The sequence below is a fragment of the Acinetobacter sp. WC-323 genome, assembly GCF_000314615.1.
GTDB classification, from domain to species: Bacteria; Pseudomonadota; Gammaproteobacteria; order Pseudomonadales; family Moraxellaceae; genus Acinetobacter; species Acinetobacter courvalinii.
The window spans coordinates 25,136-49,114 of the sequence record NZ_AMZS01000062.1 but is presented as its reverse complement, the minus strand read 5'-3'; the positions used below and the strand labels follow the sequence as shown (position 1 = coordinate 49,114).

The 23,979-nt window shown below is 43.8% G+C and carries 19 protein-coding genes and 6 tRNA genes; 17 read left to right on the top strand and 8 right to left on the bottom strand.

All coding sequences use genetic code 11. The features are described from left to right. Positions 1-39 precede the first annotated feature (39 nt). The 9 genes from ACINWC323_RS02680 to ACINWC323_RS02720 all read left to right on the top strand — a co-directional run bounded on the left by ACINWC323_RS02680 (position 40) and on the right by ACINWC323_RS02720 (position 2,824). On the top strand, positions 40-405 hold the full coding sequence (locus tag ACINWC323_RS02680) for a YbaN family protein (RefSeq protein WP_005288785.1): 366 nt from the start codon (positions 40-42) through the stop codon (positions 403-405). Positions 406-804: 399 nt separating this feature from the next. Further along, entirely contained in the window at positions 805-1,314 is a 510-nt protein-coding gene (gene elsL, locus ACINWC323_RS02685; protein WP_009515024.1) for a cell wall-recycling L,D-carboxypeptidase ElsL, read from the top strand. 163 nt (positions 1,315-1,477) lie between these two features. Continuing rightward, positions 1,478-1,553, top strand: a tRNA-Val gene (locus ACINWC323_RS02690). A 23-nt stretch (positions 1,554-1,576) separates the two neighbouring features. Next, positions 1,577-1,653 (top strand) — tRNA-Asp (locus ACINWC323_RS02695). Between the two features lie 43 nt (positions 1,654-1,696). Continuing rightward, positions 1,697-1,773 (top strand) — tRNA-Asp (locus tag ACINWC323_RS02700). 103 nt (positions 1,774-1,876) lie between these two features. Then, positions 1,877-1,952: transfer RNA gene (locus ACINWC323_RS02705), tRNA-Val, on the top strand. A gap of 39 nt (positions 1,953-1,991) precedes the next feature. Then, positions 1,992-2,068: transfer RNA gene (locus tag ACINWC323_RS02710), tRNA-Asp, on the top strand. A gap of 101 nt (positions 2,069-2,169) precedes the next feature. Beyond that, positions 2,170-2,245: transfer RNA gene (locus tag ACINWC323_RS02715), tRNA-Val, on the top strand. 87 nt (positions 2,246-2,332) lie between these two features. Then, complete coding sequence (locus tag ACINWC323_RS02720) at positions 2,333-2,824, top strand: DUF2750 domain-containing protein (RefSeq protein ID WP_005288779.1); 492 nt, start codon at positions 2,333-2,335, stop codon at positions 2,822-2,824. 12 nt (positions 2,825-2,836) lie between these two features. Here the strand turns inward: ACINWC323_RS02720 and ACINWC323_RS02725 are convergent, their stop codons facing one another. From ACINWC323_RS02725 to yccS, 4 genes are all read right to left on the bottom strand, one after another. Beyond that, complete coding sequence (locus ACINWC323_RS02725) at positions 2,837-3,622, bottom strand: YdcF family protein (RefSeq protein WP_009514982.1); 786 nt, start codon at positions 3,620-3,622, stop codon at positions 2,837-2,839. Positions 3,623-3,741: 119 nt separating this feature from the next. Then, positions 3,742-6,285 carry a PepSY domain-containing protein gene (locus tag ACINWC323_RS02730; protein WP_032881710.1) on the bottom strand — a complete coding sequence of 848 codons (2,544 nt, stop codon included), beginning with the start codon at positions 6,283-6,285 and terminating at the stop codon, positions 3,742-3,744. 158 nt (positions 6,286-6,443) lie between these two features. Further along, entirely contained in the window at positions 6,444-7,028 is a 585-nt protein-coding gene (locus tag ACINWC323_RS02735) for a YcxB family protein (protein ID WP_005226976.1), read from the bottom strand. Positions 7,029-7,106: 78 nt separating this feature from the next. Then, on the bottom strand, positions 7,107-9,281 hold the full coding sequence (gene yccS, locus ACINWC323_RS02740; RefSeq protein WP_009515022.1) for a YccS family putative transporter: 2,175 nt from the start codon (positions 9,279-9,281) through the stop codon (positions 7,107-7,109). 143 nt (positions 9,282-9,424) lie between these two features. On the opposite strand from yccS, the gene ACINWC323_RS02745 reads away from it, so the two are divergent. Continuing rightward, the gene (locus ACINWC323_RS02745) at positions 9,425-10,639 is read left to right on the top strand and encodes a multidrug effflux MFS transporter (protein WP_032881709.1); all 1,215 of its coding nucleotides are present in this window, start codon (positions 9,425-9,427) and stop codon (positions 10,637-10,639) included. A 26-nt stretch (positions 10,640-10,665) separates the two neighbouring features. On the opposite strand, the gene ACINWC323_RS02750 is transcribed toward ACINWC323_RS02745, so the two are convergent. Further along, on the bottom strand, positions 10,666-11,370 hold the full coding sequence (locus ACINWC323_RS02750; protein WP_005288766.1) for a nitroreductase: 705 nt from the start codon (positions 11,368-11,370) through the stop codon (positions 10,666-10,668). Between the two features lie 425 nt (positions 11,371-11,795). On the opposite strand from ACINWC323_RS02750, the gene ACINWC323_RS02755 reads away from it, so the two are divergent. The 6 genes from ACINWC323_RS02755 to ACINWC323_RS02780 all read left to right on the top strand — a co-directional run bounded on the left by ACINWC323_RS02755 (position 11,796) and on the right by ACINWC323_RS02780 (position 20,979). Continuing rightward, on the top strand, positions 11,796-13,151 hold the full coding sequence (locus ACINWC323_RS02755; protein ID WP_009514990.1) for a DcaP family trimeric outer membrane transporter: 1,356 nt from the start codon (positions 11,796-11,798) through the stop codon (positions 13,149-13,151). 190 nt (positions 13,152-13,341) lie between these two features. Then, positions 13,342-14,577, top strand: a complete 1,236-nt coding sequence (gene gltS / locus ACINWC323_RS02760; protein WP_009515087.1) for a sodium/glutamate symporter — start codon at positions 13,342-13,344, stop codon at positions 14,575-14,577. Positions 14,578-14,670: 93 nt separating this feature from the next. After that, positions 14,671-16,146 carry an alanine/glycine:cation symporter family protein gene (locus ACINWC323_RS02765; protein WP_009515069.1) on the top strand — a complete coding sequence of 492 codons (1,476 nt, stop codon included), beginning with the start codon at positions 14,671-14,673 and terminating at the stop codon, positions 16,144-16,146. A 158-nt stretch (positions 16,147-16,304) separates the two neighbouring features. Further along, positions 16,305-17,285, top strand: a complete 981-nt coding sequence (locus tag ACINWC323_RS02770; RefSeq protein ID WP_032881717.1) for a patatin-like phospholipase family protein — start codon at positions 16,305-16,307, stop codon at positions 17,283-17,285. 227 nt (positions 17,286-17,512) lie between these two features. After that, complete coding sequence (gene sbmA, locus ACINWC323_RS02775) at positions 17,513-18,706, top strand: peptide antibiotic transporter SbmA (RefSeq protein ID WP_009515013.1); 1,194 nt, start codon at positions 17,513-17,515, stop codon at positions 18,704-18,706. A 221-nt stretch (positions 18,707-18,927) separates the two neighbouring features. Then, positions 18,928-20,979, top strand: coding sequence for a M13 family metallopeptidase (locus tag ACINWC323_RS02780; RefSeq protein WP_009514996.1), 2,052 nt, complete (start codon positions 18,928-18,930; stop codon positions 20,977-20,979). Positions 20,980-21,036: 57 nt separating this feature from the next. Here ACINWC323_RS02780 and ACINWC323_RS02785 read toward each other — a convergent pair whose 3' ends face one another. Beyond that, positions 21,037-21,552: a chromate transporter gene (locus ACINWC323_RS02785; protein ID WP_009515072.1), complete on the bottom strand. Its 516-nt coding sequence runs from the start codon at positions 21,550-21,552 to the stop codon at positions 21,037-21,039. Continuing rightward, positions 21,549-22,121 (bottom strand): chromate transporter, encoded by a 573-nt coding sequence (locus tag ACINWC323_RS02790; protein WP_009515058.1) that lies wholly within the window; start codon positions 22,119-22,121, stop codon positions 21,549-21,551. Before ACINWC323_RS02790 ends, ACINWC323_RS02785 begins: the two co-directional genes overlap by 4 nt. Before the next feature lie 100 nt (positions 22,122-22,221). On the opposite strand from ACINWC323_RS02790, the gene ACINWC323_RS02795 reads away from it, so the two are divergent. Then, positions 22,222-23,121 carry a LysR family transcriptional regulator gene (locus ACINWC323_RS02795; protein WP_009515047.1) on the top strand — a complete coding sequence of 300 codons (900 nt, stop codon included), beginning with the start codon at positions 22,222-22,224 and terminating at the stop codon, positions 23,119-23,121. Positions 23,122-23,127: 6 nt separating this feature from the next. On the opposite strand, the gene ACINWC323_RS02800 is transcribed toward ACINWC323_RS02795, so the two are convergent. After that, positions 23,128-23,877, bottom strand: coding sequence for a DUF4850 domain-containing protein (locus ACINWC323_RS02800; protein WP_009515018.1), 750 nt, complete (start codon positions 23,875-23,877; stop codon positions 23,128-23,130). Positions 23,878-23,979: the final 102 nt, after the last annotated feature.

Genomic DNA, 23,979 nt, shown 5'->3' with positions numbered 1-23,979 from the left:
TACTAGCACGGTTGTAAACAGGTGTTGGTTAATTGCTCAATGAAAACTTTATTCTGGCGTAGTCTGGTCGTGATTTTTATTACGTTGGGAATCATTGGGGCAATTTTACCAGGCATGCCCACTACGGTTTTTCTGATTCTGGCTGCATGGGCGGCTTCCAAAGGCTGGCCGGAAATGGATGCTTGGTTATTAAATCACCCTAAATATGGCCCGACCTTACGCAACTGGCGTGAACATGGCACAGTCCCGCGGAAGGCGAAATGGATTGCCAGTATCATGATGCTGCTTAGCGGTATTTTGATGCTGTTCACCAATGCACCGTTTTGGGTGAAAGTCTTTACCGATGTCACCATGTTTATCGTGGCTGTGTGGTTATGGTTAAGACCCGAGCCTGAGCGAGGATAAGCAAAGCAACGCTTTGCCCGAAGCGCAAGACGAGCGGCTATGCCGCGAGTGGCGAGTAAAGAAAAGCAACGCTCTTGCGGAATATATTCCTCATGCGCAAGACGAGCAGCTATGCTGCGAGTGGCGAGTTAAGAAAAGCAACGCTCTTACGGAATAGATTCCTCATGCGCAAGACGAGAACCGTATTCGAGGAAATACATTAAGCAATCTTTGTCTTAAACCCCATTCAAAACATATCCGAATAACACGAACAAAGAACCAAACCAATATCTTCCGATGGTATTTTATTTTCCTACACCAACTTTAAGATTGATACACGACTAAAACTACTGAAAACTACAAGAAAAAAGACTTCATCTATGTTGAAATGAAGATGTTCTATCATCTATCGAGATAACAATGACCTATACCCTTGATCAGGCAGACATCATCATAGACTTGGCACAGCAAACACTACGTTTGCCGAAACAGAATAAATTCTATGTGATCTCTTCGGGCAAAAACGGTATTGGTGAACAGGAAAATAGTGGAAAGACCCCAAGAGGCTGGCATCAGGTTGCCCAAAAGATTGGCGGCGATGCACCAAAGAATGCAGTATTTATTGCACGTCAGCCGACAGGTGAAGTATACGACCTGCAATTAGCCCAGCAATTTCCTCAACGAGACTGGATCTTGTCGCGGATTTTATGGCTGGATGGTCTTGAAGAAGGCTTCAACCATGGGGAAGGGCACGATACCTTTAAGCGTTATATCTATATTCATGGTACGCCGGATACAGAGCCAATGGGTGTTCCGATGTCGCATGGTTGTATTCGAATGAAAAATGATGAAATTATCGAGCTATTTGAACTCATTTCCGAACAGGCGCTGGTGTATATATCCGAACAAGCCTTAGAAAACGATATGTGAAAATGCAAATAAGTGCTTAAATAAAATACGAAAATATCAGTTTTTGCATGGAATCACTTATTTTTTAATCATTCGTACGGTTTTTTCAGAAAAGAATGGCAAAAGCGTTTGACAGGCTGTAAAGATTCTCTATAATGCACCTCACAAACGATGAAGACGTTAAGGGCGCTTAGCTCAGTTGGTAGAGCGTCTGCCTTACAAGCAGAATGTCGGCGGTTCGATCCCGTCAGCGCCCACCAAGCCTTTACGTTAAGACTCAAGTGCAGCGGTAGTTCAGTTGGTTAGAATACCGGCCTGTCACGCCGGGGGTCGCGGGTTCGAGCCCCGTCCGCTGCGCCACTTAAGTTTTAATATTCGTTTGCTATGATTGCAAAATTATCGTGCAGCGGTAGTTCAGTTGGTTAGAATATCGGCCTGTCACGCCGAGGGTCGCGGGTTCGAGCCCCGTCCGCTGCGCCACTTTAAGATTGCAAGAATAGCTAGAGTTGAATAGATTAGAATTTATGTCTTTTATATTCAAACAAATTTTTAAAGCGATGCTTTAGATTTGTTACCTCGCTCAGGGCGCTTAGCTCAGTTGGTAGAGCGTCTGCCTTACAAGCAGAATGTCGGCGGTTCGATCCCGTCAGCGCCCACCATAATTTGTGACATTTACTTCTCTATGGAAGTAATACAGTGCAGCGGTAGTTCAGTTGGTTAGAATATCGGCCTGTCACGCCGAGGGTCGCGGGTTCGAGCCCCGTCCGCTGCGCCATTCTCTTGATTCCCTGTTCAAGAGGGTGATAATGTAAGACACTACGCACTCCGTTTGTCTTGCGTCATAAAAATTGATATTCAATCAATTTTTATTCCTCAGGGCGCTTAGCTCAGTTGGTAGAGCGTCTGCCTTACAAGCAGAATGTCGGCGGTTCGATCCCGTCAGCGCCCACCATATATCTTCCCCAATCTCATATCATTGTAATCATTACAAAGTTATTTTATGATTAGCATCAATAATGATTCTAATACGAAGTACTTTATGAGAAATCCTTATCAACGCAAGGCTGCGTCGAAATCTCAAGCTACATCTGCCAATTCTTCACTTAAAGACACTTACCGTCAGTTTATTCAAAACATTATTATGCAACGTCACGTGATAGCGCTCTATCATGACGGCTGGGCTTTATGTTCAACACCATCAGGTCAGCATGCATTATCGGTATGGCAAAATAAAAGCTTGGCGAAATTATTGATTAAAGACAATTGGGCACAATACGAAATTCAGGAAGTACCCTTGTTGGCTTTTATTGAGAAGATGATTCCATTTTTAAAAGAAAATAATACCATCTTATCTTTGGATTTAACCCCTGAAGGGAATAACCTGCTGGTTAGCCCCGATGCTTTATTATTAGATATTAAGAACTTTTTATACCAGATTTACTTACAACGACCCGATGTATTTGCTGAGTTAAAACTACCGTTACCGCGTGATATTCGTTTGCATCAGCCAGCTTCATCCTCATTGGAATAGTAAAGGGCTCAATCAATATTCATTCAGTAACCAGCCACTGGCATAAGCAAAATATTCTCTTAACCAGGCATTATAGCGTGTTGCCAAAGGTGTGGTCGCTCCGAGCAGGGTAATATTACGATAGCCTTGTTTTCTAGCAATGGCGGCAGCTCTTAAGGTGTGGAAATCACTGGTGACAATTGCAATCGGTTGCTGGATATTGATGTGTTGGGCCTGTAATAAAGTTTGACTATTTTTAAGGTTTAGTTCAGTGCTGGTGCTTTTATCTTCCAGAATGATTTGTGACTTAGGAATATGGTAGTGCTGCTGTAAATAACCAGACATCACCACAGCTTCGCTTTCGGTTTCACCATAATCAATCCCGCCTGTCAGCACCAGTTTTGCATCAGGCTGCGCTAAAGCTACAGGAGCCGCACGATCCAATCGTTTTGCCAGCGTCGCAGAAGGTTGTCCATTTTCTACGCCACTGCCTAAAACAATAATGGCTTTTACCGGTGCAACAGGTTGTGTTTCCGTACGATTATCCGCAAGGTAATCAAAGAAATAGCCTAAGCTGACCAACCATGCCCAAAAACACAGCCAGCCAAAACGCCACAGGCTATGCAGATGGAAGTGGTAGAAAAAGAAACGTTCAACATGATAATAGAAATAAGCATAAAGACAGAAAAACAGTCCGAGCAGTAGCGGGAGTACAGTACCAATATGAATCTTTTTAAAGGCAATCAGAATTGCGCCATCTAAGAACAGAACTGAACCGATAAGGGCTAAAGCAAGGCGAATCCATAAACTTATTTGCATAATCTTAATTGTGTCGATTTGAATCGTGCTAAGTGTATGCAAAATTAAAAGAAAGGCAACACTGCGATTGTCTTATAAAAAAACGAGTGACTGGCACTCGTTTTTTTTAATGAGAGGGCTTAATACACATCTCGACGATAACGGCCTGCTTGACGTAATTCATCCAGTTTTTGTTCACCGAGAATATCTGTTAAAGCTTGGTCTACACCTGAGGCCATGCCTTCGATGCTACCACAGATATAAATCACCGCACCTTGCTCGACCCATTTTACTAACTCATCGGCATTATTGCGTAGAATATCTTGTACATAGATACGCTGTTGCTGATCACGAGAGAAGGCCAGATCAAGTCGTTGCAATGTGCCCATATTTTTCCACGCTTCAATCGTTTCCTGATAGAAGAAATCATGTTCGCGTTGACGTTCACCAAAGATCAGCCAGTTGGCGGTGTAGTTTTGACGATTACGCTGCTGTAACAGGCTCATTAAACCCGCAATACCGGTACCGTTACCAATACATAGAATTGGACGGTTATCATCAATCAAATGGAACGATTCATTGGTGCGGATACGTAGCGCGATTGCTTGTTTGAGCGGCGCATATTCGGTTAACCAGCCAGAACCCAAACCGAGTTGATGGTTATCATCATATTGTTGACGCACTACCAGTCTTAACAACTGTTGCGACGGGATACTGGCAATTGAATATTCACGCGTTGGCAAGGTTGGAAGCTGCGCCAGTAACTCTTCGATGCTATTGAAAGGTTGAGTTTCAATACGCAGGTTTTTATCCCACAGTACCTGTTCAACCGTCTGGTTGAGCGATTGCACAACAGTCTGTGCTGCAATCTGGTGTTTGGCTAAAAAGTTTTGGATCGCTATTGGGCTATTTGCTGGCTGAATTTCAGCAATATCACCGGCATGCCAAGTCATATCCGAAGCAGAGGTCAGTTCAATATTATAAGCCGCTTGACCTACACTATTTGGGTTGAGCAGCGTACGCGCACTTAACGTCCATTGATCAAAGACTTTCTCGATATTCATGGCATGTAATTCATGTCGGGTCACCACTGAAAGGGCTTGGTTCCAGCGCTGAATATCATGCGCATTGGCATTATCTACTTCAATAAGATCAAAGAAGGGTTGTGCCTGACATTGTTTTAACCATGCATCAACTGCATAACCGAAGCTGCAATAACTTTCTGGATATTCTTTGGAGCCCAGCGCAAGCACGGCATATTGCATCTGGCTGAGATCAAGCTTTTGCTGCATCAGTTTTTTGCTAAAACCTGAGGCGAGATCGGGTGCTTCACCAGTCCCGTAGGTACTGATCACAAATAAAACCTGTGCTGTTTGTAGCAGGTCCTGTTCAGTCAGTTGCTGGATCGGTTTTACCGTGGTGGGTTGTTGTGCTTCTTGCAGGCTCGTCGCTGTACGCCACGCCAGTTGCTCTGCCACACCGGTTTGAGACGCATAAGTGATCAGCCAAGGTTGCGCATTCGGGTCAATCTGTTGAGTGCTAAGGGATTGACGTGCGGCTTGGGTCAGCTTCTTCTGTTTACGGCGTTTTAAATACAACATCCAGCCGGTCACAAAAAACAGCGGCATGCTGAGTGACGCCAGCATGGCAATAAATTGATAGGTCGAACCAAAGAAACTGCCACGATGTACAGGCAGCATACTGCTCATGATTTTTTCATTGAGCTTTTTATCTTCATACAGTTCAAGTTTTTCAAACTGTTGATCTTGGTAATTATAGATGGCTTGGTTACGTGCGCGCTCATGTTGTGGAATCGCATCGACAAAAGACACTTCAACTTTGGCATCGTCACGCTTTGGAATAGTTAAGGTCAGGCTTGAATATTCACGCCCGATTTGCGCATTGACGCCCGTCCAGCTCTGGGTCAGGATGTGATTGACCTGCTCGGTCGATAAAGCTTGTTGTTTATGTTTTCTATTTCCAGATTCATTGTGCTGTTGGTTACGTTGCGGTTGTTCAACCCCCATGACTTTGAACATCCCCGCACGCCACCAGTCATAGGACCAGTATAGGCCGGTACAGGCAAACAGCAGATAGAATATCACCACCCATGTGCCGACAACGGCATGTAAATCCCAGATGAAATTACGGCCTTTCAACTTGGGTTTAATGAAGAACCATTGTTTAAAGCTATGCTTCTTGGGAAAACGTAAATACAGACCACTCAATACAAAGAAAATCAGCATCAGGGTAGAGGCACCAGTAATCTGTGCCCCAAATTCACCTGCCGTTAAATTACGGTGTAAACGTTGGATAAATTGCAACGTATCACGACCTTTAATATCAGGTAAAACTTCCGCTGTATATGGGTTGACCATCATGTTATAGCCACGGCGCGCACCTTCTTTTTTGATATTGACGGTGGAGGACGCAGCGGGATCAGCAGCGATGGTAATACTGTTAATTTCAATTTCTGGTTGTTGTTGATTGAAATGTTGATAAAGCTGGGCAGGGGTTAATTTGGGTGATTGAGCCACTTCAACAACATAGCTGTCTTGATTGATCCATTTAAGGATTTGTGGTTCATATGAGTAAATCGCCCCTGTAACTCCCATTAAAGAGAGAATAAGCCCCGCGGTGATCCCTAAAAACCAGTGTATCTGGAAGAAAACTTTTTTAAACATGGTCAAAAAATGTAAATAGAGTGGAATTCATGTAAAAAATTATAACTCAAGAATAAGAATACAATGTGGATTTTGCAGGTAATATTGATTTTGATTCTCATTTATTTTATGGGCAATAAAAAACCTCTCATGGCGAGAGGTTCTTGTTCATCCGTGTCTTAAATCGATTTAGGCGCGCCTACAGTCTCATTTAAGTGCTTGCGAACGGTATTAAAAGAAAAGTTCTTTGAATCCATACGCTTTGGCAAGATGTAAGCACCTTGTTGTTGTTCACCTTTAGGCGTTTTTACCTTGAAATTCACCAGGATAAAGTCAGGAGAGCTATACCATTCATAGATATCTTTCCAGCCAATGGTAGCAGTACCTTCTTGTAGGCCCATTTTTTGGCGCATCACGATCCCGTGCGGTTGTACACCTAAACGTAAGCCTTTAATTTCCTGAACAGGGAATTCGGTCATCTTGCGTTTCACGTACCATTCCAGACCAAATTTCTTGATCAGATAAAACAGCACCACCCCTACAATCACCACCCAGCACAGTACGGTTGAGTAGGTTGAGTAATATTTAATTAGTCCTGCTGCAACCAAGGAAAGCACCACAAGTGCAATCATAATCATCCATGCTTTGCGGCTGAATTTGTTGGTACTACGCCAAATCATAAGTTGAGCTTGACGTTGTTCAGCTTCAGAAACTTCGTAAGGAACAGGTTGTAGCGTATAAGCGTATAGCGTTTTGGCGGTCATAGTGTAAAAAATGAGTCTAGAACTGGGTTAAGTTTAACACCTATTGGCATGCAAAGATATTATGCCAATGGCGAATGATTAGAGCGATGCATATTCGGTGCCGTCTTCATGGGGTTCATGACTCAGGCTTTGTTTCAGCATACTCAAACGGGTGAGTACGCCCAGCATCAGTGACAGTTGTTGCAAGATAATCAATGAATTCTGTTCATTTTCCTCATTGCGGCTTAAACGGTCACGGATGGCTTGCATCATATTCTGTGCGGATAAATCAGGCACCTCGTCTCTGAGTAACGCTCCCTGAATATCATCCAGTGCCTGATCCAGTAAGGACAGCACTTCCTGATCTTCAATTTTTTCACGGTGCGCACCCAAGGCAGCGATATAGCTTAAAAAGGTATGGCTGAGACAGAGAAATTCGAAGGCCAGGCTTTTCTGGTTAACATCAATATTCGGTTCGGTGGCAATGGTCGAAATCAGTGATGCCACTTCTGCATCGGTATTATGGGCCGCCCGACGTACCACCCGATAATTCAGGGCATTATTACGACCATGATGATATTGCGCGACCACTTCGCTCAGGTATTGACATTGCGCCTGTAAAGAACGGCGGATCGAGCGAGGCAGTCTACGGAACTTCCAGTCCGGCCAGATAAAACTCACACCAAACCAGGCCAGAGCGCAACCGAGCACGGTATCAATAAAGCGGGGAAAACCTGCTGCAAAGGCAGAGCCATCCAGATTGAAATTGATGAGCGCCAGAATGGTAATAAAGGCCGTGGCTTGTGCATATTGCTTACTGCGCAGTTCTAAAAATAGCACACCACTCAGCACCAGCATGACCAGTTGTCCTTCAATTGAAGGAATAAAGTAGATAATCGCAAGACCGACAATAATACCAACCAATGTACCGATAATCCGTAAATAGAGGCGGCGTTTGGTGGCGTTAAAATTCGGCTGGCAGACGAACAGCGCCGTTAACATGATCCAGTAACCGTATGCGATATCGGTCATCTGGATAAACACATAGCCAATAAATAGCACAATGGATAAACGTACAGCATGACGGAACAATACCGATTCAGGAGAAAGATGCTGTTTTACACGGACAATAATGTCATTCCAGCCTTTGAGATCATCATCTTTCAGCTGGCTTTCTGCATGCTGGGCATTGATCTTTTGCAGATTGCGTTCGGTTTCCAGATTCTGTAATTGCGCATCAATCGATTTCAGGTTCTGATACAGCGCAAACAGAGCATTAATCCGCACCTGATCATAATGTCCATCTTCCCGCAATTTTTCCAGAGAGGTACGTAAATTTTCAAAGCTATGCTTAAAGCGTTTGTTATGCACATAACGGGTACGACTTAAAATCGATTGAGACAGATCCTGACAGGCTTTGCCCTGAATCGACAGGATGCGCTGGAAGCGGAACAGGATGTCACTATGCTGGAACACTTTGGCCAGTTTCTGATAATCAATATGCGCTGAATCAGCGCGTTCATGAATATCTTGCGCCACAAAATAATATTGCAGGCTGCGTCGGGTATCTTTTTGACCGCGGTCACCTTTGAGCCGGGTTAATAAGGACATGCGCAGATCATTAAAGATCGCCACCAGCTTGCCATTTTCCATGGCAATATCAATCATGCTTTGTTGATAGCTGGACGGGGTCATGTCGACATCAAACAGGTTGGACTTGGCAAACAGGAAACTTCCCAGCGCCGAATAAGATGCCGAAAGCTGATCCCGGACTTTTCGTACCGGGAACAGCAGAAAACTGATGGTAGAGAGTAGGCCATACCAGGCCGCACCCGCAACGAGAAGCGCGGGTTGAACATACCATTGCTCAAATAAATGTACGCCTAGCATGGCATAGACGGAAGTCACTAGACAGCCATACGCAATGGTGGCATAACGTCTTCCCAGCGAGCCAAGCAAGATCCAGCCGATACAGGAAGCAATCAGGCCGATTGCAAAGGCAACCGGATAAGGGAATAACAGTTGAACCGATGCAGCGGTGATAAAAAATCCGATATAGGTATAAATCAGATTCATGATGCGCACAGAAAAGCGGTCATCAATATCACTAATCGCGGCAGCAACCACACCGAGGGTTAAGGGGATGGTGGCGAGTTGATAATCGAGTAAATAAGGAACGAAAGCTGTCCCGGTAAAGGCAATCAGCATACGCACGTTATACATCAACGTGGTGTTATAGGTTGTTTGTTTTAAACGTCCGAACCAAGGATTCAAGGGTTGTCCTTCTTGTATTCTACAATTGAATTTTCATCGTGGCTGTTCACAGGGTTAAAGTGTTCGCAGACGTTAATATTATGCACAAAACTGATGGGGATGCTAAGCTTAGAATATTCCAAAATTTGTTAAAGTGGGGCAGTATGCAGGCCGAGCAAACCAATCAACGTCAATATTCAACAGCATGGATTATGTTGCTTGCTTTGTTAACTGCGTTAGGGCCGTTATCGATTGATATGTATTTACCCGCATTGCCGCAAATGGCCGATGAATTTGGGGTAAGTACACAAATGGTTGCCAATACCTTGCCTGCCTATTTCTTGGGTCTGGCAATGGGTCAACTAATTTATGGTCCGGTCAGTGACCGGATTGGGCGTAAAAAGCCGCTTTATTTTGGCTTGGCACTATATGCCATCGCCAGTCTGGCGTGTGTCTTTGCAAGCAATGAATGGGCCTTGATCGCAGCCCGTATTTTCCAGGCTTTGGGCGGCTGTGTTGGGGTTGTAATGGCGCGTGCTGCAATCCGTGACCGTCTGGATATGCAGGGTTCTGCACAGGCATTTTCCAGCATGATGATTGTGATGGGACTGGCACCGATTCTGGCACCCATCTTTGGGGCATGGATTCTCAACTTTTTTCCGTGGGAAGCGATTTTCATTACCTTGGCGCTGATTGGGGTAATGTGCTGGCTCTGTGTACATTTCTTCTTTAAAGAATCTTTGCCGGTTGAGCGCCGTTTAAAATTATCGGTCTATCAGGTGACCACGCTATATGCAGCGATCTTAAAAGATGAGAGTTTCCGTGTGCCGATGTTTGCAGGCTGCTTAACCGGTGCGGCCTTATTCTGTTATATCAGCTCGGCTTCTGCGGTTTTTATGGGACAGTATGGCTTATCTCAGCAACATTTCTCTTATGCCTTTGCCTTAAATGCAGCAGGCATCATGCTAATGTCCTCGATTAATAAACACCTGAATACCCGTATGGGAATTTTCCAGCGTTTAAAACTGGGAGGTGCGATTCAGTGTTTTGGAGCCTTGATTGTACTAGGCGCGGGGCTGATGGCAGATGCACCTCTAGCCTTACTGATGCCGGGCTTGTTTTTAGTGGTTTCCGGGATTGGTTTAACCGGGCCGAATGCCATGGCTTTGGCCATGTCTCAACAGGGTGCACGTGCAGGTACAGCCAGTGCAATTATGGGCAGTATGCAATTTGCCTGCGGTTTACTGGCTGGGATCATCCTGAATTTCCTGTTCTGGAAAGCATCGCTGAATATGGGCATCATGATGTTGTTATTTACCAGTGCCGGTTTCTTTGCCATCTTAAAAGTCGGTAAACAACAAAGCAGTATCTCTGGTTAAAGAAATACTGCTGCAATTCGAACGCTTTAATCTAGAAATACGGTGAAGTTTTCAACCGGTTCACGAGGGGTAATGAAGGTGTTGACGATATGGTCAGGGTCGGCATAACCCAAGGCAATGGTACACACCAGTTCTTCATCTTCTGGCGCGCCCAGAATATCCAGAACGATCGGGTGGAAATGATTCCAGGCTGCTTGCGGGCAGGTATCTAGACCACGGGCTTTGGCGGCGACCATGACATTCTGCAACATCATGGAAATATCCATTTTTGAACCGATGCCCATGATTTTATTCACGGTAAAATACAGGGCGACTGGCGCATCAAATAGCTGGAAGTTACGCAGCTGTTGCGCTGCCATTTTCTCTTTTTCACCTTTCTGGATGCCCAGCAAGCCATAGAGACCCCAGCCATTGGCACGACGACGATCGATAAATGGTGAAATCCAGGTTTCAGGATAGTAGGCAAAGGTCTCCTGATATTGTGCGGCCAGTTCTGGTTTTTGTAGAAGTTCGATTTGTGCAGCGCACACACGGTCAATCATTTCGGCACGTTTTTGTCCAGTGACTACATAGACTTTCCAGGGCTGGACGTTGGTCCCAGAAGGGGCACGGCTGGCGACAGTCAGGATGTCTTTAATGGTTTGGGTGTCAACAGGGGTATCTAAAAACGCACGTACCGAATGACGAGAGGTAATGGCCTCGTCCACCAAGCGGACTTGTTCCGTGTTCATGAAAACTCCTTAACCTTTTGATCTTTTAATGACAGGAGAATATAAATCAATAAATGTTTTTTGTTGCGGGTTTTTCAGGTATAAATATAGGATTGCATAAAAAATACGCAAAAAAATTAGAGGATTAACACTAATTGTTGTGAGTTTTCTATCTTTTGTTAGGTTTGTGTGAAAAATAATTCTATAAGTAACATAATGAAATCGAAATAATATTTATGCCTACTCAATGGAATCAATAAAACTCTTTAAATAAAAAGTACACACAATATCCGAAATTTATGCATAATACGCCCTTTTTAAAAATGATTAGACTTTCCTTGCTGAATGGCTAAGGGGGAATTTTCTATTTTAAAGACAGCTTGAATTTATCCAATTCAATCTCTGTGGGAAATGTTGAAATATACACTATATACAAGGAGCTTCTCATGAGTTTATCTCTCATCCGTAAGCCGTTCGTAATGCAAGGATTAGCAATCACAGTTGCTGCCTTAATGATGAACAGTACACACGCTGCCAGCGAGCAAGAACAGATTCAGCAACTTCGCGATGAAGTCAAGGAATTAAGAGCTTTATTACAGCAATATGTTCCCCAGGCAAAACAACAAAATGATGCCGCTCAAGTTGCCGTCGCCCCTGCAACTGCAGTAGCTGCAACCAATAATCAAAATACAGCAGCAGTAGTCACAACCGCTGCCCCGAAAAAATCTCCATTAAGTTTTAGCACTGCTTCTGGTGCGGAAGTAAAACTGTACGGTTTCTTGCGTGGTGACGCGTCTTATCAGGCAAAAGGTGGTGACGGTATTTTTAACCGCATCAATAAGGTTGATCTGGAAGGCGCTGAAAAGAACAGTGACCGTTTCTATAGCACTGCAACCGTGACCCGTCTTGGTCTTGATTTTAAAGCACCGGTTGAAGGCGCTGACGTTGGCGGTAAGTTAGAAGTGGACTTCCGTGGTGGTAGCAGCAATGACACCATTCGTATCCGTCATGCTTATATGACTTATAACGACTGGCTATTTGGTCAAACCACATCGACCTTCCTGGCCACAGATTTGCAACCGGAAATGCTGGACTTTAACTCGCCACTGGGAATTGGTACTTACCGTACGCCTATGGTTCGTTATAGCGGCAAGTTCACACCAGAAACCAGTTATGCGGTTGCTTTAGAAAAAGGCAATGACGATAACCGTGCGCCATCCTTAACCTCAAAAGTAAAATATGATTTTGCTGAAGGCAAGGGAACCACTTCTGCACGTGCCTTGTTGACAGAAGCACGTAGTAAAGCGACCTACGACAACAACAATAACCGCACCAATTCAGGCGAAGCTGAACTGGGTTGGGGTGTTGCTGTAGGTGCAAAATATAAATTCACTGATTCATTACAGGCCATGATTGACTATTCGCATGTCAAAGGCGATAGCAAATTCCTGCTGTATACCAACAATGCCTTCAATGTAAATTCAAATAATTTTGATTTGAATCTGAATGAATTTGATGCAGTGACAGTCGGTACAACCTATCAGATTAACCCGAAATTACGCAGTACCTTGGCCTATGGCGCCATGTTTGCAGATGACAGCAATGACTTTGCAAAACAGGCCGTGGTTGCAAAAGACACCGCCCAGAACAAAACCCTGCAACAGGGCTGGTGGAATATCATGTATTCACCAGTAACACCGATTACGTTCGGTCTGGAATATATCTACGGTGAACGTAAAACTTTTGACGGGCAAAAAGGTAAAGATAATCGTGTAGGGGCAATGGCTCGCTATAATTTCTAAGCCATTTTAACCCGCAGATGAAAATCATCCGTGAAAACTGAATCACCATAATTTGCAAAGGTTCTCACATTGAACTGTATGCTTTTTATAAAGTTGATTGAGTTTTCACTCATTTTGAGAGTTACTATTTTAGCAGTTTTAAAGTGGCTACCCGCCATTGAAGGAATTGATAAAGTAAACGGAAGAAGATATGGAATTTACTTTTAATGGTTTTTATACCCTGATTTCAGCCGTTATCGTGTTGTTATTAGGGCGTTTGCTCGTTAATAAAATTGATTTCTTAAGACGCTATAACATTCCCGAGCCTGTTGCGGGCGGTCTGGTTGCAGCCGTAATTTCATTACTCGTGCACTCTGTATGGGGTTACAGTATTGTTTTTAGTAGCGAATTACAAACCAGTTTTATGTTGATCTTCTTTGCTTCGATTGGTTTAAGTGCCAATTTCATGAAGCTTAGAGAAGGCGGTATTGGCTTGGTGATCTTCCTGGTCTGTGTTGCATCTTTCATTGTGGTACAGAATGCGGTCGGTATGAGTCTGGCCACCTTGCTCGGTATTGATCCACTGGTCGGTCTGATTGCAGGTTCAATCACCTTGACCGGTGGTCATGGTACAGCAGGGGCATGGGGCGAAATTCTTGAAACCCAGCACGGGATTCAAGGTGCTTTGGCTTTAGGTATGGCGAGTGCAACTTTTGGTCTGATCATCGGGGGTATTATCGGTGGTCCTTTGGCGAAATTGTTAATTAACCGTTATAGCCTTGCTCAAGCGCAGACACCGGCAGAGATCAAGAACCGTGATACGCATCTAGATCAGCATCCTGACGAGCTGGCACCATTTGAAAATCCACATCAAGTCCGTTTAATCACTGCTGATAATGCCATTACCACTTTGGGTATGTTTGCTGCATGTCTTGCATTTGCAGAATTCATGACCGGTTACAGTAAAGGGACCTGGTTCGAGTTACCAACCTTTGTCTGGGCGCTTGGCGGCGGTGTTATTTTACGTAATATTCTGGAAAGCGTATTAAAGGTAGATATCTTTGATCGTGCCATTGACGTGTTTGGTAATGCTTCATTGTCACTTTATCTGGCAATGGCGTTGCTTTCACTCAAATTATGGCAGCTGGCTGATCTTGCTGGACCGCTCGTTGTCATTTTAGGTGCGCAAACCATTACCATGGCATTGTATGCAGCATTCATTACTTTCCGTGTGATGGGTAAAAACTACGATGCGGCTGTATTGGCTGCAGGTCACTGTGGTTTTGGTATGGGGGCAACACCAACTGCGGTTGCCAACATGCAAGCCATTACCAACATGTATGGACCATCTCATAAAGCGTTCCTGATTGTTCCGCTATGTGGTGCGTTCTTCGTTGATTTGATCAATGCAACGGTGATTCAAGTCATCCTGAAATTCTTTGTCTAAGTCGGACCAAAAGCCCCATACGGGGCTTTTTTGCTGAATCTCTCATGGAATATAGTAACCCTGCACTTCGGGCAGCATATAAGTGAATTGAATATGAATGAACAACTGAATGCCACGCTCATGTCGTGGGTCCAATTCTTGAATGATCCTTTATGGAACTTTCTGGTTATCTTTCTTCTTTTTGTCGGAATCTTTTATACTATCATTACTGGTGCTGTTCAGTTAAGACTGTTCTGGCACAGTATCAAGGTTATGAAGGGCAGCCGTCAGGAATGTCAGGATGATCATGGTATTACTCCGTTTCAGGCTTTTGTTACTGGCTTGGCCAGCCGTGTAGGAGTCGGGAATGTCGCCGGCGTTGCAATCGCCATTGCCATCGGTGGACCTGGAGCTGTGTTCTGGATGTGGGTTACTGCCTTTCTTGGGATGAGTTCCGCTTTTGTCGAGTCTTCACTGGCGCAGTTGTTCAAGGTTCGGGATAACCAGAACCAGCAATTCCGGGGCGGACCAGCCTATTATATTACCCAAGGTCTGAAGCAGAAATGGCTTGGTATTGTTTTCGCCTTGGCATTGATTCTTGCTTACGGTTTTGTATTTAATGCTGTTCAGGCAAATGCAATTATTGGAGCCACATCACATGCCTGGGGCTGGGATAAAGCCAATCTGACCTTGGGTCTAGGTGGTCTTGATCTCGAGATTTCCTGGTTAGGACTGATTCTGGTTGTCATGACTGCGTTGATTATCTTTGGCGGGATCAAGCGTATTGCTAAAGTCGCAGAAGGCATTGTGCCATTTATGGCGTTGTTATATATCGCGGTAGCTTTATATATTGCTGCGATTAACTTGCCGATGTTACCTGAAATTTTCAAACTGATTTTTACCAAAGCATTTGAGTTTGAAGCTGCAGCGGGTGGTTTCTTCGGTGCCATGATTTCAATGGCCATGATGATGGGGATTAAACGCGGCCTGTTCTCAAATGAGGCGGGTATGGGTTCTGCTCCAAATGCCGCAGCGGCATCTGATGTTAAGCATCCGGTTAATCAGGGCCTGGTACAGATGCTTGGGGTATTTGTCGATACATTCGTGGTTTGCTCATGTACAGCAATCATTATTATGGTATCCGGCATGTATCACGAAGCTGGTTTTGAAGGGGTGACGCTGACACAAAAGGCACTGGAAAGTCAGATTGGTGGCTGGGGCGGCAGTTTCCTTGCAATTATTCTGTTCCTGTTTGCTTTCACTTCTATTATCGGTAACTATGCTTACGCAGAAAGTAATGTCCAGTTTATTAACAACAGCCCTAAAGTCATGTTCGGTTTCCGTATTCTGGTACTACTTATGGTGTATTTCGGTGCGATCACCAGTGTACCGTTAATCTGGTCAATGGCTGACTTGTCTATGGGCTTAATGGCAACCATTAACCTGATTGCAATTCTATTGCTTACACCATTCTTGCGCATGCTTTTAAAAGACTATACCTCTCAGTTAAAACAAGGTATTCAGCATCCTGAATTTAAACTCGATAATCATCCTGAGTTTAAGAAAAAAGTTGATTCTGATATCTGGTAAGTGATTTGAATAACGCTTTGAATGTATAAAAAAAGTCCCTTGCGAGGGACTTTTTTTATGAAGATTTCATGACCTATGCAAAGAAATTGATACATCTTTTCAGATGTGCTGACGCTAAAATCCGACACAGAAAAACAGACAATATGGCAACACTGCGTATGAAACAGCTTAAATTCTGGGCCCTTGGTCTTTCAATCATGCTCTTGGCAGGTTGCCAAACTACAGCGCATGTAAGCCTTGCTGTGGAAGATGCTCAGGCACATACTGTTTCGCAACCTTTTAGTTATATCAAACAGCAACAAAAGCGACCTGTGGTGGCGTTGGTGCTGGGCAGTGGCGGGGCACGGGGTTATGCTCATATCGGTGTGATCGAAGTGCTAGAACAACAAGGCATTCGCCCTGACTTTATTGTTGGAACCAGTGCGGGCAGTATTGTCGGTTCAATCTATGCCAGCGGTAAAAGTGCTGCTGAACTGCGTGATATTGCCTTAAAGCTAAAAGCCACTGATGTCCGTGATGTCAATCTGAGTCTAAAAGGCTTTTTTGATGGCAAGAAGGTGGAAGACTATATCAACCAGCAAGTCCATAATACGCCCTTACAAAAGTTGAAAATCCCGCTGTATGTGGTGGCGACCGAGTTAAAGGACGGGTCAAAAACCGTATTTAACTATGGCAATACCGGACAGGCGGTTCGTGCTTCCGCTTCGATTCCAAGTATGTTTGTACCAACCATGATTCATGATGTGGAATATGTCGATGGGGGGCTGGTCAGTCCGGTACCTGTGCAGGTGGCACGTGAGCTCGGCGCAGATGTGGTGATTGCGGTGGATATTCTGGCTCAGCCAATCCATACCGAAACCACCAATGTGTGGGGCCTGTTTAACCAGAATATCAATATCATGCAAGGTCGTCTGGCTGAAGAAGAGCTCAAAGAAGCAGATATTGTGATTCAACCTGACCTACGCGAGAAAGCACATATTTTTGATGTAAAAGGCCGTGAGCAGACCATGCAGGCAGGCATTGATGCAGCAAATGCTAAACTGGCCGATATACAATGGGCCATTCAAAATAAAAGCAAGCCCTCTAGAGCGGATCAGCAGAATATGGCGGTCAAGCAAAATTCAGCCCTGCCACGATGATTGAATATTGTTCAGATTTATAGATGGACTTAAGTGTTTGAGTCTATTTGCTAAAATTCATTTTTTATAAAAACAGCTTATAAATATTCTACAAAAAGCTATTAAAACGCCCAGAAAAATAGTAAATAACTACAAATCATAAAACTTTTCTATCAGAGAGTTTTAAGTTTTAGGTCATAGGATGACCTCATCAAATAAATTGTTTCATAACAAGGATTGTTAAACAGATGTTTAAGTCTTTCTTTCCGAACCCGCGTCTATTTTTTATTTCTGCGGTGGTCTGGCTCGCACTTAATATGCTGCTTTGGTACAGCGGTGGACATAGCTGGGGCGAATATCTGGGTTTTCCTAAAGGCTATGCTAATGCAGAATTACCGATTGATGTCAGTCGCTTTTGGGCGCCTTCATTTATCTGGTTTTATTGCTGGTTCTTTATTGCTACAGCTTTGTTTGCGGGTTTTTGGCGTATTTTTTCAGATCATAAATGGCAAAAGTGGTCGATCTGGGGCTCAGCTTTTATTTTGTTTAACATTTGGTTTTCAGTACAAGTCGATGTCGTATTAAATGCTTGGTATAACCCTTTTTATTCATTAATACAGAAAATGGTTTCGAGTGGTGGTGGTGATTTAAAGCAGCTTTATAGTGGAATGTTTACTGTTATTTTGATAGCCATGGTCTATGTCACCATCGCTATATTGAATTTATTTTTTGTTAGCCATTATATCTTTCGCTGGCGTACAGCAATGAATGATTATTATACCCAGTATTGGGAGCGATTACGTCATATAGAAGGTGCATCTCAGCGTATTCAAGAAGATACGATGAGATTTGCTGGGACTTTAGAGGGGCTAGGTGTAAGTTTGATTGAGGCGATTATGACTTTAATCGCCTTTTTACCGATTTTGATCCAGCTTTCAGTTCACGTCAAAGTTTTACCTATAGTTGGCGAAATTCCGCATACACTAATGATAGCTGCTCTAGGTTGGGCAATTTTTGGAACCGTAGTCTTAATGGTAGTTGGTGCTAAGCTTCCAGGATTGGAGTTTAATAATCAAAAGGTTGAAGCTGCATATCGTAAAGAGTTAGTTTATGGTGAAGACCATGCTGATCGAGCTGATCCTTTAACACTGAAAGAGCTATTTAGTAAGGTACGTTTGAATTACTTTAAATTGTATTTCCACTATACCTATTTTAATTTAGTGCGGTTTTGGTATTTACAATTGGATAATTTATATGGATTTTTTATTTTAGCACCATCAATTGCAGCAGGTGCGATTACTCTAGGGATCATAATGCAGATTATGAATGTATTCCAATTGGTTAGAAAATCTTTTCAATATCTTATCACTTCATGGCCAACGATTATTGAGTTACTATCAATTTATAAACGTCTTCGCACATTTGAAAAAACGTTAGATTAGTTTGAATGACCTAATTTTAGTCAGCCTTCAGTTGATGTGAAGGCTTTTTTTTATTGGCTGTATGCTGAGTGGATTTGTTTCTTATGTGACGTTTGCATATGTATTTCTGTGAAAATTACTTTATTTGAGCGTGTGCTTTCACTATAGTCCCTTGATAAAATTAATGATCTCTTTTCATTTCTCTCTTGTATAGCGTAGAACTTAAATAAATAGGATAAATCATGAAACCTGCATTGCTCAAAAGTGCATTAGCGCTTGCACTGACTGCTTTTACTGCAAATGTATGGGCAGACCAAGCAATTAAATCCTCTCCAACTCAAAAAATCTCAGGTATAGACCAACAATATATCGATCAAACCGTGTCTGCCCAGCATGACTTTTACGATCATGTAAATGGAAAATGGTTAAAAGATACTGAAATTCCCGCAGATAAGTCACGTTGGGGCGCATTTAACGAGTTACATGAATTATCGACCAACCAGTTGCATGCCATTGTTGAACAACTGAGTGCCCAAAAATGGGCAGCAGGCAGCGTAGAGCAAAAGATTGCCAGTCTGTATGCCAGCTTTATGGATGAAAAAACAATTGAAGCACAAGGCCTTCAACCTTTACAGCAGGAACTGGCACAGGTAGATGCAATTCAAAATAAACAAGACTTCGCTCAATTAATGGGGCATTTCTCGCGTATCGGCGTGAGAACGCCATTTGATATCAGTATTGATCAGGACATGAAACGCTCTGATGTAATGATTGCAGGTTTGGCACAGCGTCGATTGGGCCTGCCAGATCGTGACTATTATTTGAAAGATGATCAGAAGTTTGTAGAAACGCGTGCAAAATATCTCAAGCATATTGAAAAGATGCTGCAGCTTTCTGGCGATCAGCAAGCCGCCCAGCATGCCAGACAAATCCTCCAGCTGGAAACGGAACTGGCCAAGATTCAGTGGAGTAATGTTCAAAATCGTGATTTATCCAAGCGTTACAATATTTACCCGCTTAAAGATTTGAATCAGTTAAGTCGTAACTTTGATTGGAATAGTTATCTGAAGACGGTTGGGGTAAAGGATAAGATTCAGACTATTCAGGTGCATCAGCTCAGTTATTTTAAGGCGCTTGATCCAGTGCTGAATAAAACCGATTTAGACGTTTGGAAGGCTTATTTTAAATGGAACCTGATCAGCAGTTTCGCTCCTTATCTGAATAAAGCTCTTGTTGATGAAAGTTTCGCGTTTTATGGTAAAAGCTTACGTGATGTGGCTGAACAGGAAGTGCGCTGGAAACGTGGCGTACAAACGGTAAACGGTGTGCTTGGTGACGGTCTGGGTAAAATCTATGTAGAAAAACATTTTTCTGCGGATAAAAAACAGCGCATGGATACCTTGGTTCAGAATCTGATCCGGGCTTATGATCAAAGTATTAGCCAGCTGGACTGGATGAGTCCTGCAACCAAAGTACAAGCCAAAAAGAAACTGGCTAGCCTATCCATTAAAGTGGGTTACCCGAAGAAATGGCGTGATTACTCCGCGCTAGACATTAAAGACGGTGATCTCATTGGCAACGTGATTCGTGCCAGCGAGTTTGAGCATCAGGACGAACTGGATAAGCTCGGTAAGCCTGTGGATCGTGATGAATGGTTTATGTCACCGCAAACCGTGAATGCGTATTACAATCCATCCTCCAATGAAATAGTCTTCCCTGCTGCCATCTTACAACCGCCTTTCTTTAATATCGAGGCCGATGATGCGGTCAATTATGGCGGGATTGGAAGTGTCATTGGGCATGAGATTAGCCATGGTTTTGATGATCAGGGCAGCCAGTTTGATGAATTGGGCAATATGCGTAATTGGTGGACCAAGCAAGATCATCAGAAATTTAAAGCCAAAACCCAGGCCTTGATTGCACAGTACAATACTTATGAGCCGATTGCAGGGTATCACGTTAATGGTGAACTGACGCTGGGTGAAAATATTGCCGATAACTCGGGATTATCGATTGCCTATAAAGCGTATCAATTGTCTTTGGCAGGCAAATCTGCGCCTGTGATTGAGGGGCGTACGGGTGAGCAGCGTTTCTATATGGGCTGGGCGCAAGTCTGGCGCGCCAAAACCCGTGAAGCACAAGCGATTGTATATTTAAAAACAGATCCACATGCACCTGATAAAGTCCGGGCCAACGGTGCTTTAGTCAATCAGGCGCCGTTTTATGATGCTTTCAAGATTAAAGCCGGGGACAAAATGTATTTGGCACCTGAAAAGCGGGTCAGCATCTGGTAATCCAGAATTCAATAAAAAACCTGCATCATGCAGGTTTTTTATTGGCTCTATTTATATTTAAAGGAAGGCAATTCCTAGTCCTGCGCCTGCGGCCATCACCCAAAGTGGATGAATCTTTTTAAACATCCCGAGAATCGCAGTCAAAATCACGATGATGACCAGAAGCAGGTTCTGTGCGGAAGCATCGGCAATCATCCAGGCACTGACTAAAACCAAACCGACAGTAATCGGTTTCAGGGCTTTCTCAAAACGCGCCCGTAACGGATTGGCTTTAAAGCGTTCCCAGAATTTGAGTGCATAAATGGTAATGATGGAAGATGGACCAAATTTTGCCAATGAGGTGATCAGTAAACCTGCTGGGCCTGCGACATGCCAGCCGACCAAAGGCACAATCATCATATTCGGACCGGGTGCCGCCTGCGCCATGGCAAATAGCGAGCTAAACTGCTCTGCACTCATCCATTGATGCACGATTACCACCTGATGCTGCATTTCAGGTAGGATGGCATTACCACCGCCAAAAGCCAGCAATGAAAGTTGAGTAAAAACCACGGCAAGGGTGACTAAGATCATGATTTTTTCACTCCCAATACCAGCATGTTAATGGCCAGTAGAATCGCTAAAGTCAGTGCCAACGGCAGCTTGATCCAGATCATAAACAGGAAGGTCAGGCCGATGGTAAAAAGGGTCAGATAACTTTTCAAGATGGGTTTGAGCATCTTAAAGCCTGTGGCAAACAGCAAGCCTGCTGCTGCTGCGGCCAAACCCTGGATCATGTGTTTGACGGCAGGCAGATATTGAAAATGCTCATAGACCTGATAGATCATCAGCACAATTGCAGTTGGGGCGGAGATCAAACCGAGGACTGAACTGATCGCACCTTTCACGCCCTGGAATTCCATTCCAATGGCAACCGCCATATTGATGATGTTACCGCCCGGTAATAACTGGCACACGCCAAGTAAGTCGGTAAATTTGCCAGCATCAATCCATTTATGTTCTTCAACGATAATGCGATGTGCCAGTGGTAGCACGCCACCGAAACCCATCAATCCCAATTTCATAAACCCCGTAAAAAGTGCCTTACAATCAGGAGCAGTCGTTAATGGTTCACGCTCTATTGATAGGACTTGGGCTTTCATTGGATTACCTTTCTGTTCAACCTTGTGAGCTATAGCATGAAAGATTTATGGTATATTCACAAATGCTATTTTTGCTATTATCTATACTTTTAAGGTATGTATGATCGATATTCATAAGCTCAATGCATTCGTGGCTGTGGTGGAAGAAAGCAATATTTCCAAAGCAGCGGTCAGACTGCATATGCAACAGCCGCCATTGACCCGATTGATTAAAAGTCTGGAACAAGAGCTGGATACGGCTTTGCTGAAACGTTTGCCTCGTGGTGTAGAAGTTACGGAAGCCGGTAAGGCTTTATATCAGGAAGCGATCACCATTCTGGCGCATGCCCAGTCGATTCCGAAACGGGTAAAAAACATTGCCCAGGGACTGGAAGGTCAGATCAATATTGGCTTTACCAACTCAGCAGGCTTACATCCTTTTTTGCCAGCTGTGTTGCGTCAGTTTAGGGAACAGTTTCCTGCGGTAGCGATTCATCTGGAAGAGGACAGCAGCACGGCTTTAACGGATGCAGTCATCAATGAAAAACTGGATATTGTTTTTCTACGCAAACCGGCACCGATTCATACCGAAGTCCAAAGTATTCATGTACTGGATGAGCCTTTGATTGTCGCGTTGCCGAGTAATCATCCTTTGGCTGGGCAAGCGGGAGCAATCCGCTTAGTCGATTTGGAGCCGTATGAGTTTGTGTTGTATCGCCGTATCGCGGGACAGGACCTGTTCGATAATATTCTGGCAAACTGCTATCAGGCCGGTTTTAGTCCCAATATTGTTCAAGAGGCACCGCGCTTAACCTCGAGCCTTAATCTGATTGCCGCAGGCATTGGGCTGTCTATTGTCCCCGCGTCAATTCAGGACTTCTGGAACAAGCAGGTCATCTATAAAGCTTTAGAAGCTAAAAAACCTTGTATCGCCCCGATTTATGCAATTTGTCGTGCCCAAGGCAATAGTGTTCGGGTTGAGCATTTCTTGAGTTTACTCAAAGCCAGTCAGGCGGTTTGAAACGGTTCAGTGGTTAAAGTGATAGAAGTTTAAAATCGGCCCGGCCAGATGTTGCTGTGATTGATCCAGCGTCACTTTAATGACCCTGAAGTTAAAGTCACCTTCATCAATATATTTAGCCACACCATGAGTTCTGTAATTCAGTTGTGGAATCTGATAGCTAAAGAACGCCACCTGTTTGGAGGGATGTACCACCTTGACCAGTTTTTGCGGGTCTTTATAGCCGCCATATTCATTTTCAATACTCTGCTTTAACAGATTAGGAAAATAAAGCGTGGCATAGGGCATACCGCAGCCCACACAAACGGATGAGTCGTACAATTCAATCGCCTGTTTTTGATTTGGACTCATCAGCAAAGCTGAACCGGTACCATTTGCACCTGCACTTGCCTCCACATCGTGCCAATCTTTCGGGATCAGCACGGCACCAATTTCTGGGAGTGCAACAAGTTTAAGCTGCTTGGCCTGAGATGCATTCAGCTTAAAGTCAAAATGGCAGCTTTTGGCTGTACAGCGTTTAAAGTCTTTTAATAAGCCATCATCGACTGGATTGAGTACGGTAACGCCATAAAAGGGAACGCGGACATCGTTGGCAAAGGATACTTCACCCAAGGCATAGATTTGATTGTCAGCTTTGCGCTGTTGGACTGTATTTGAAAATTGGGGAAAAGTGGGTTTAAAGCTACGGACTTCTGCATGAGCCGAAGTCACTGATAAGATGAATAAAACAGTAGAAATAGCGGAAAAGATCTTCATTTTTTAATTAAGTATTTTAGATTTGAGTTCAAATGAATATATTCTGCAATACAAGAACCTACAACCTGTTCTATGCAATCGCATTAGAATATTTCAACGAAT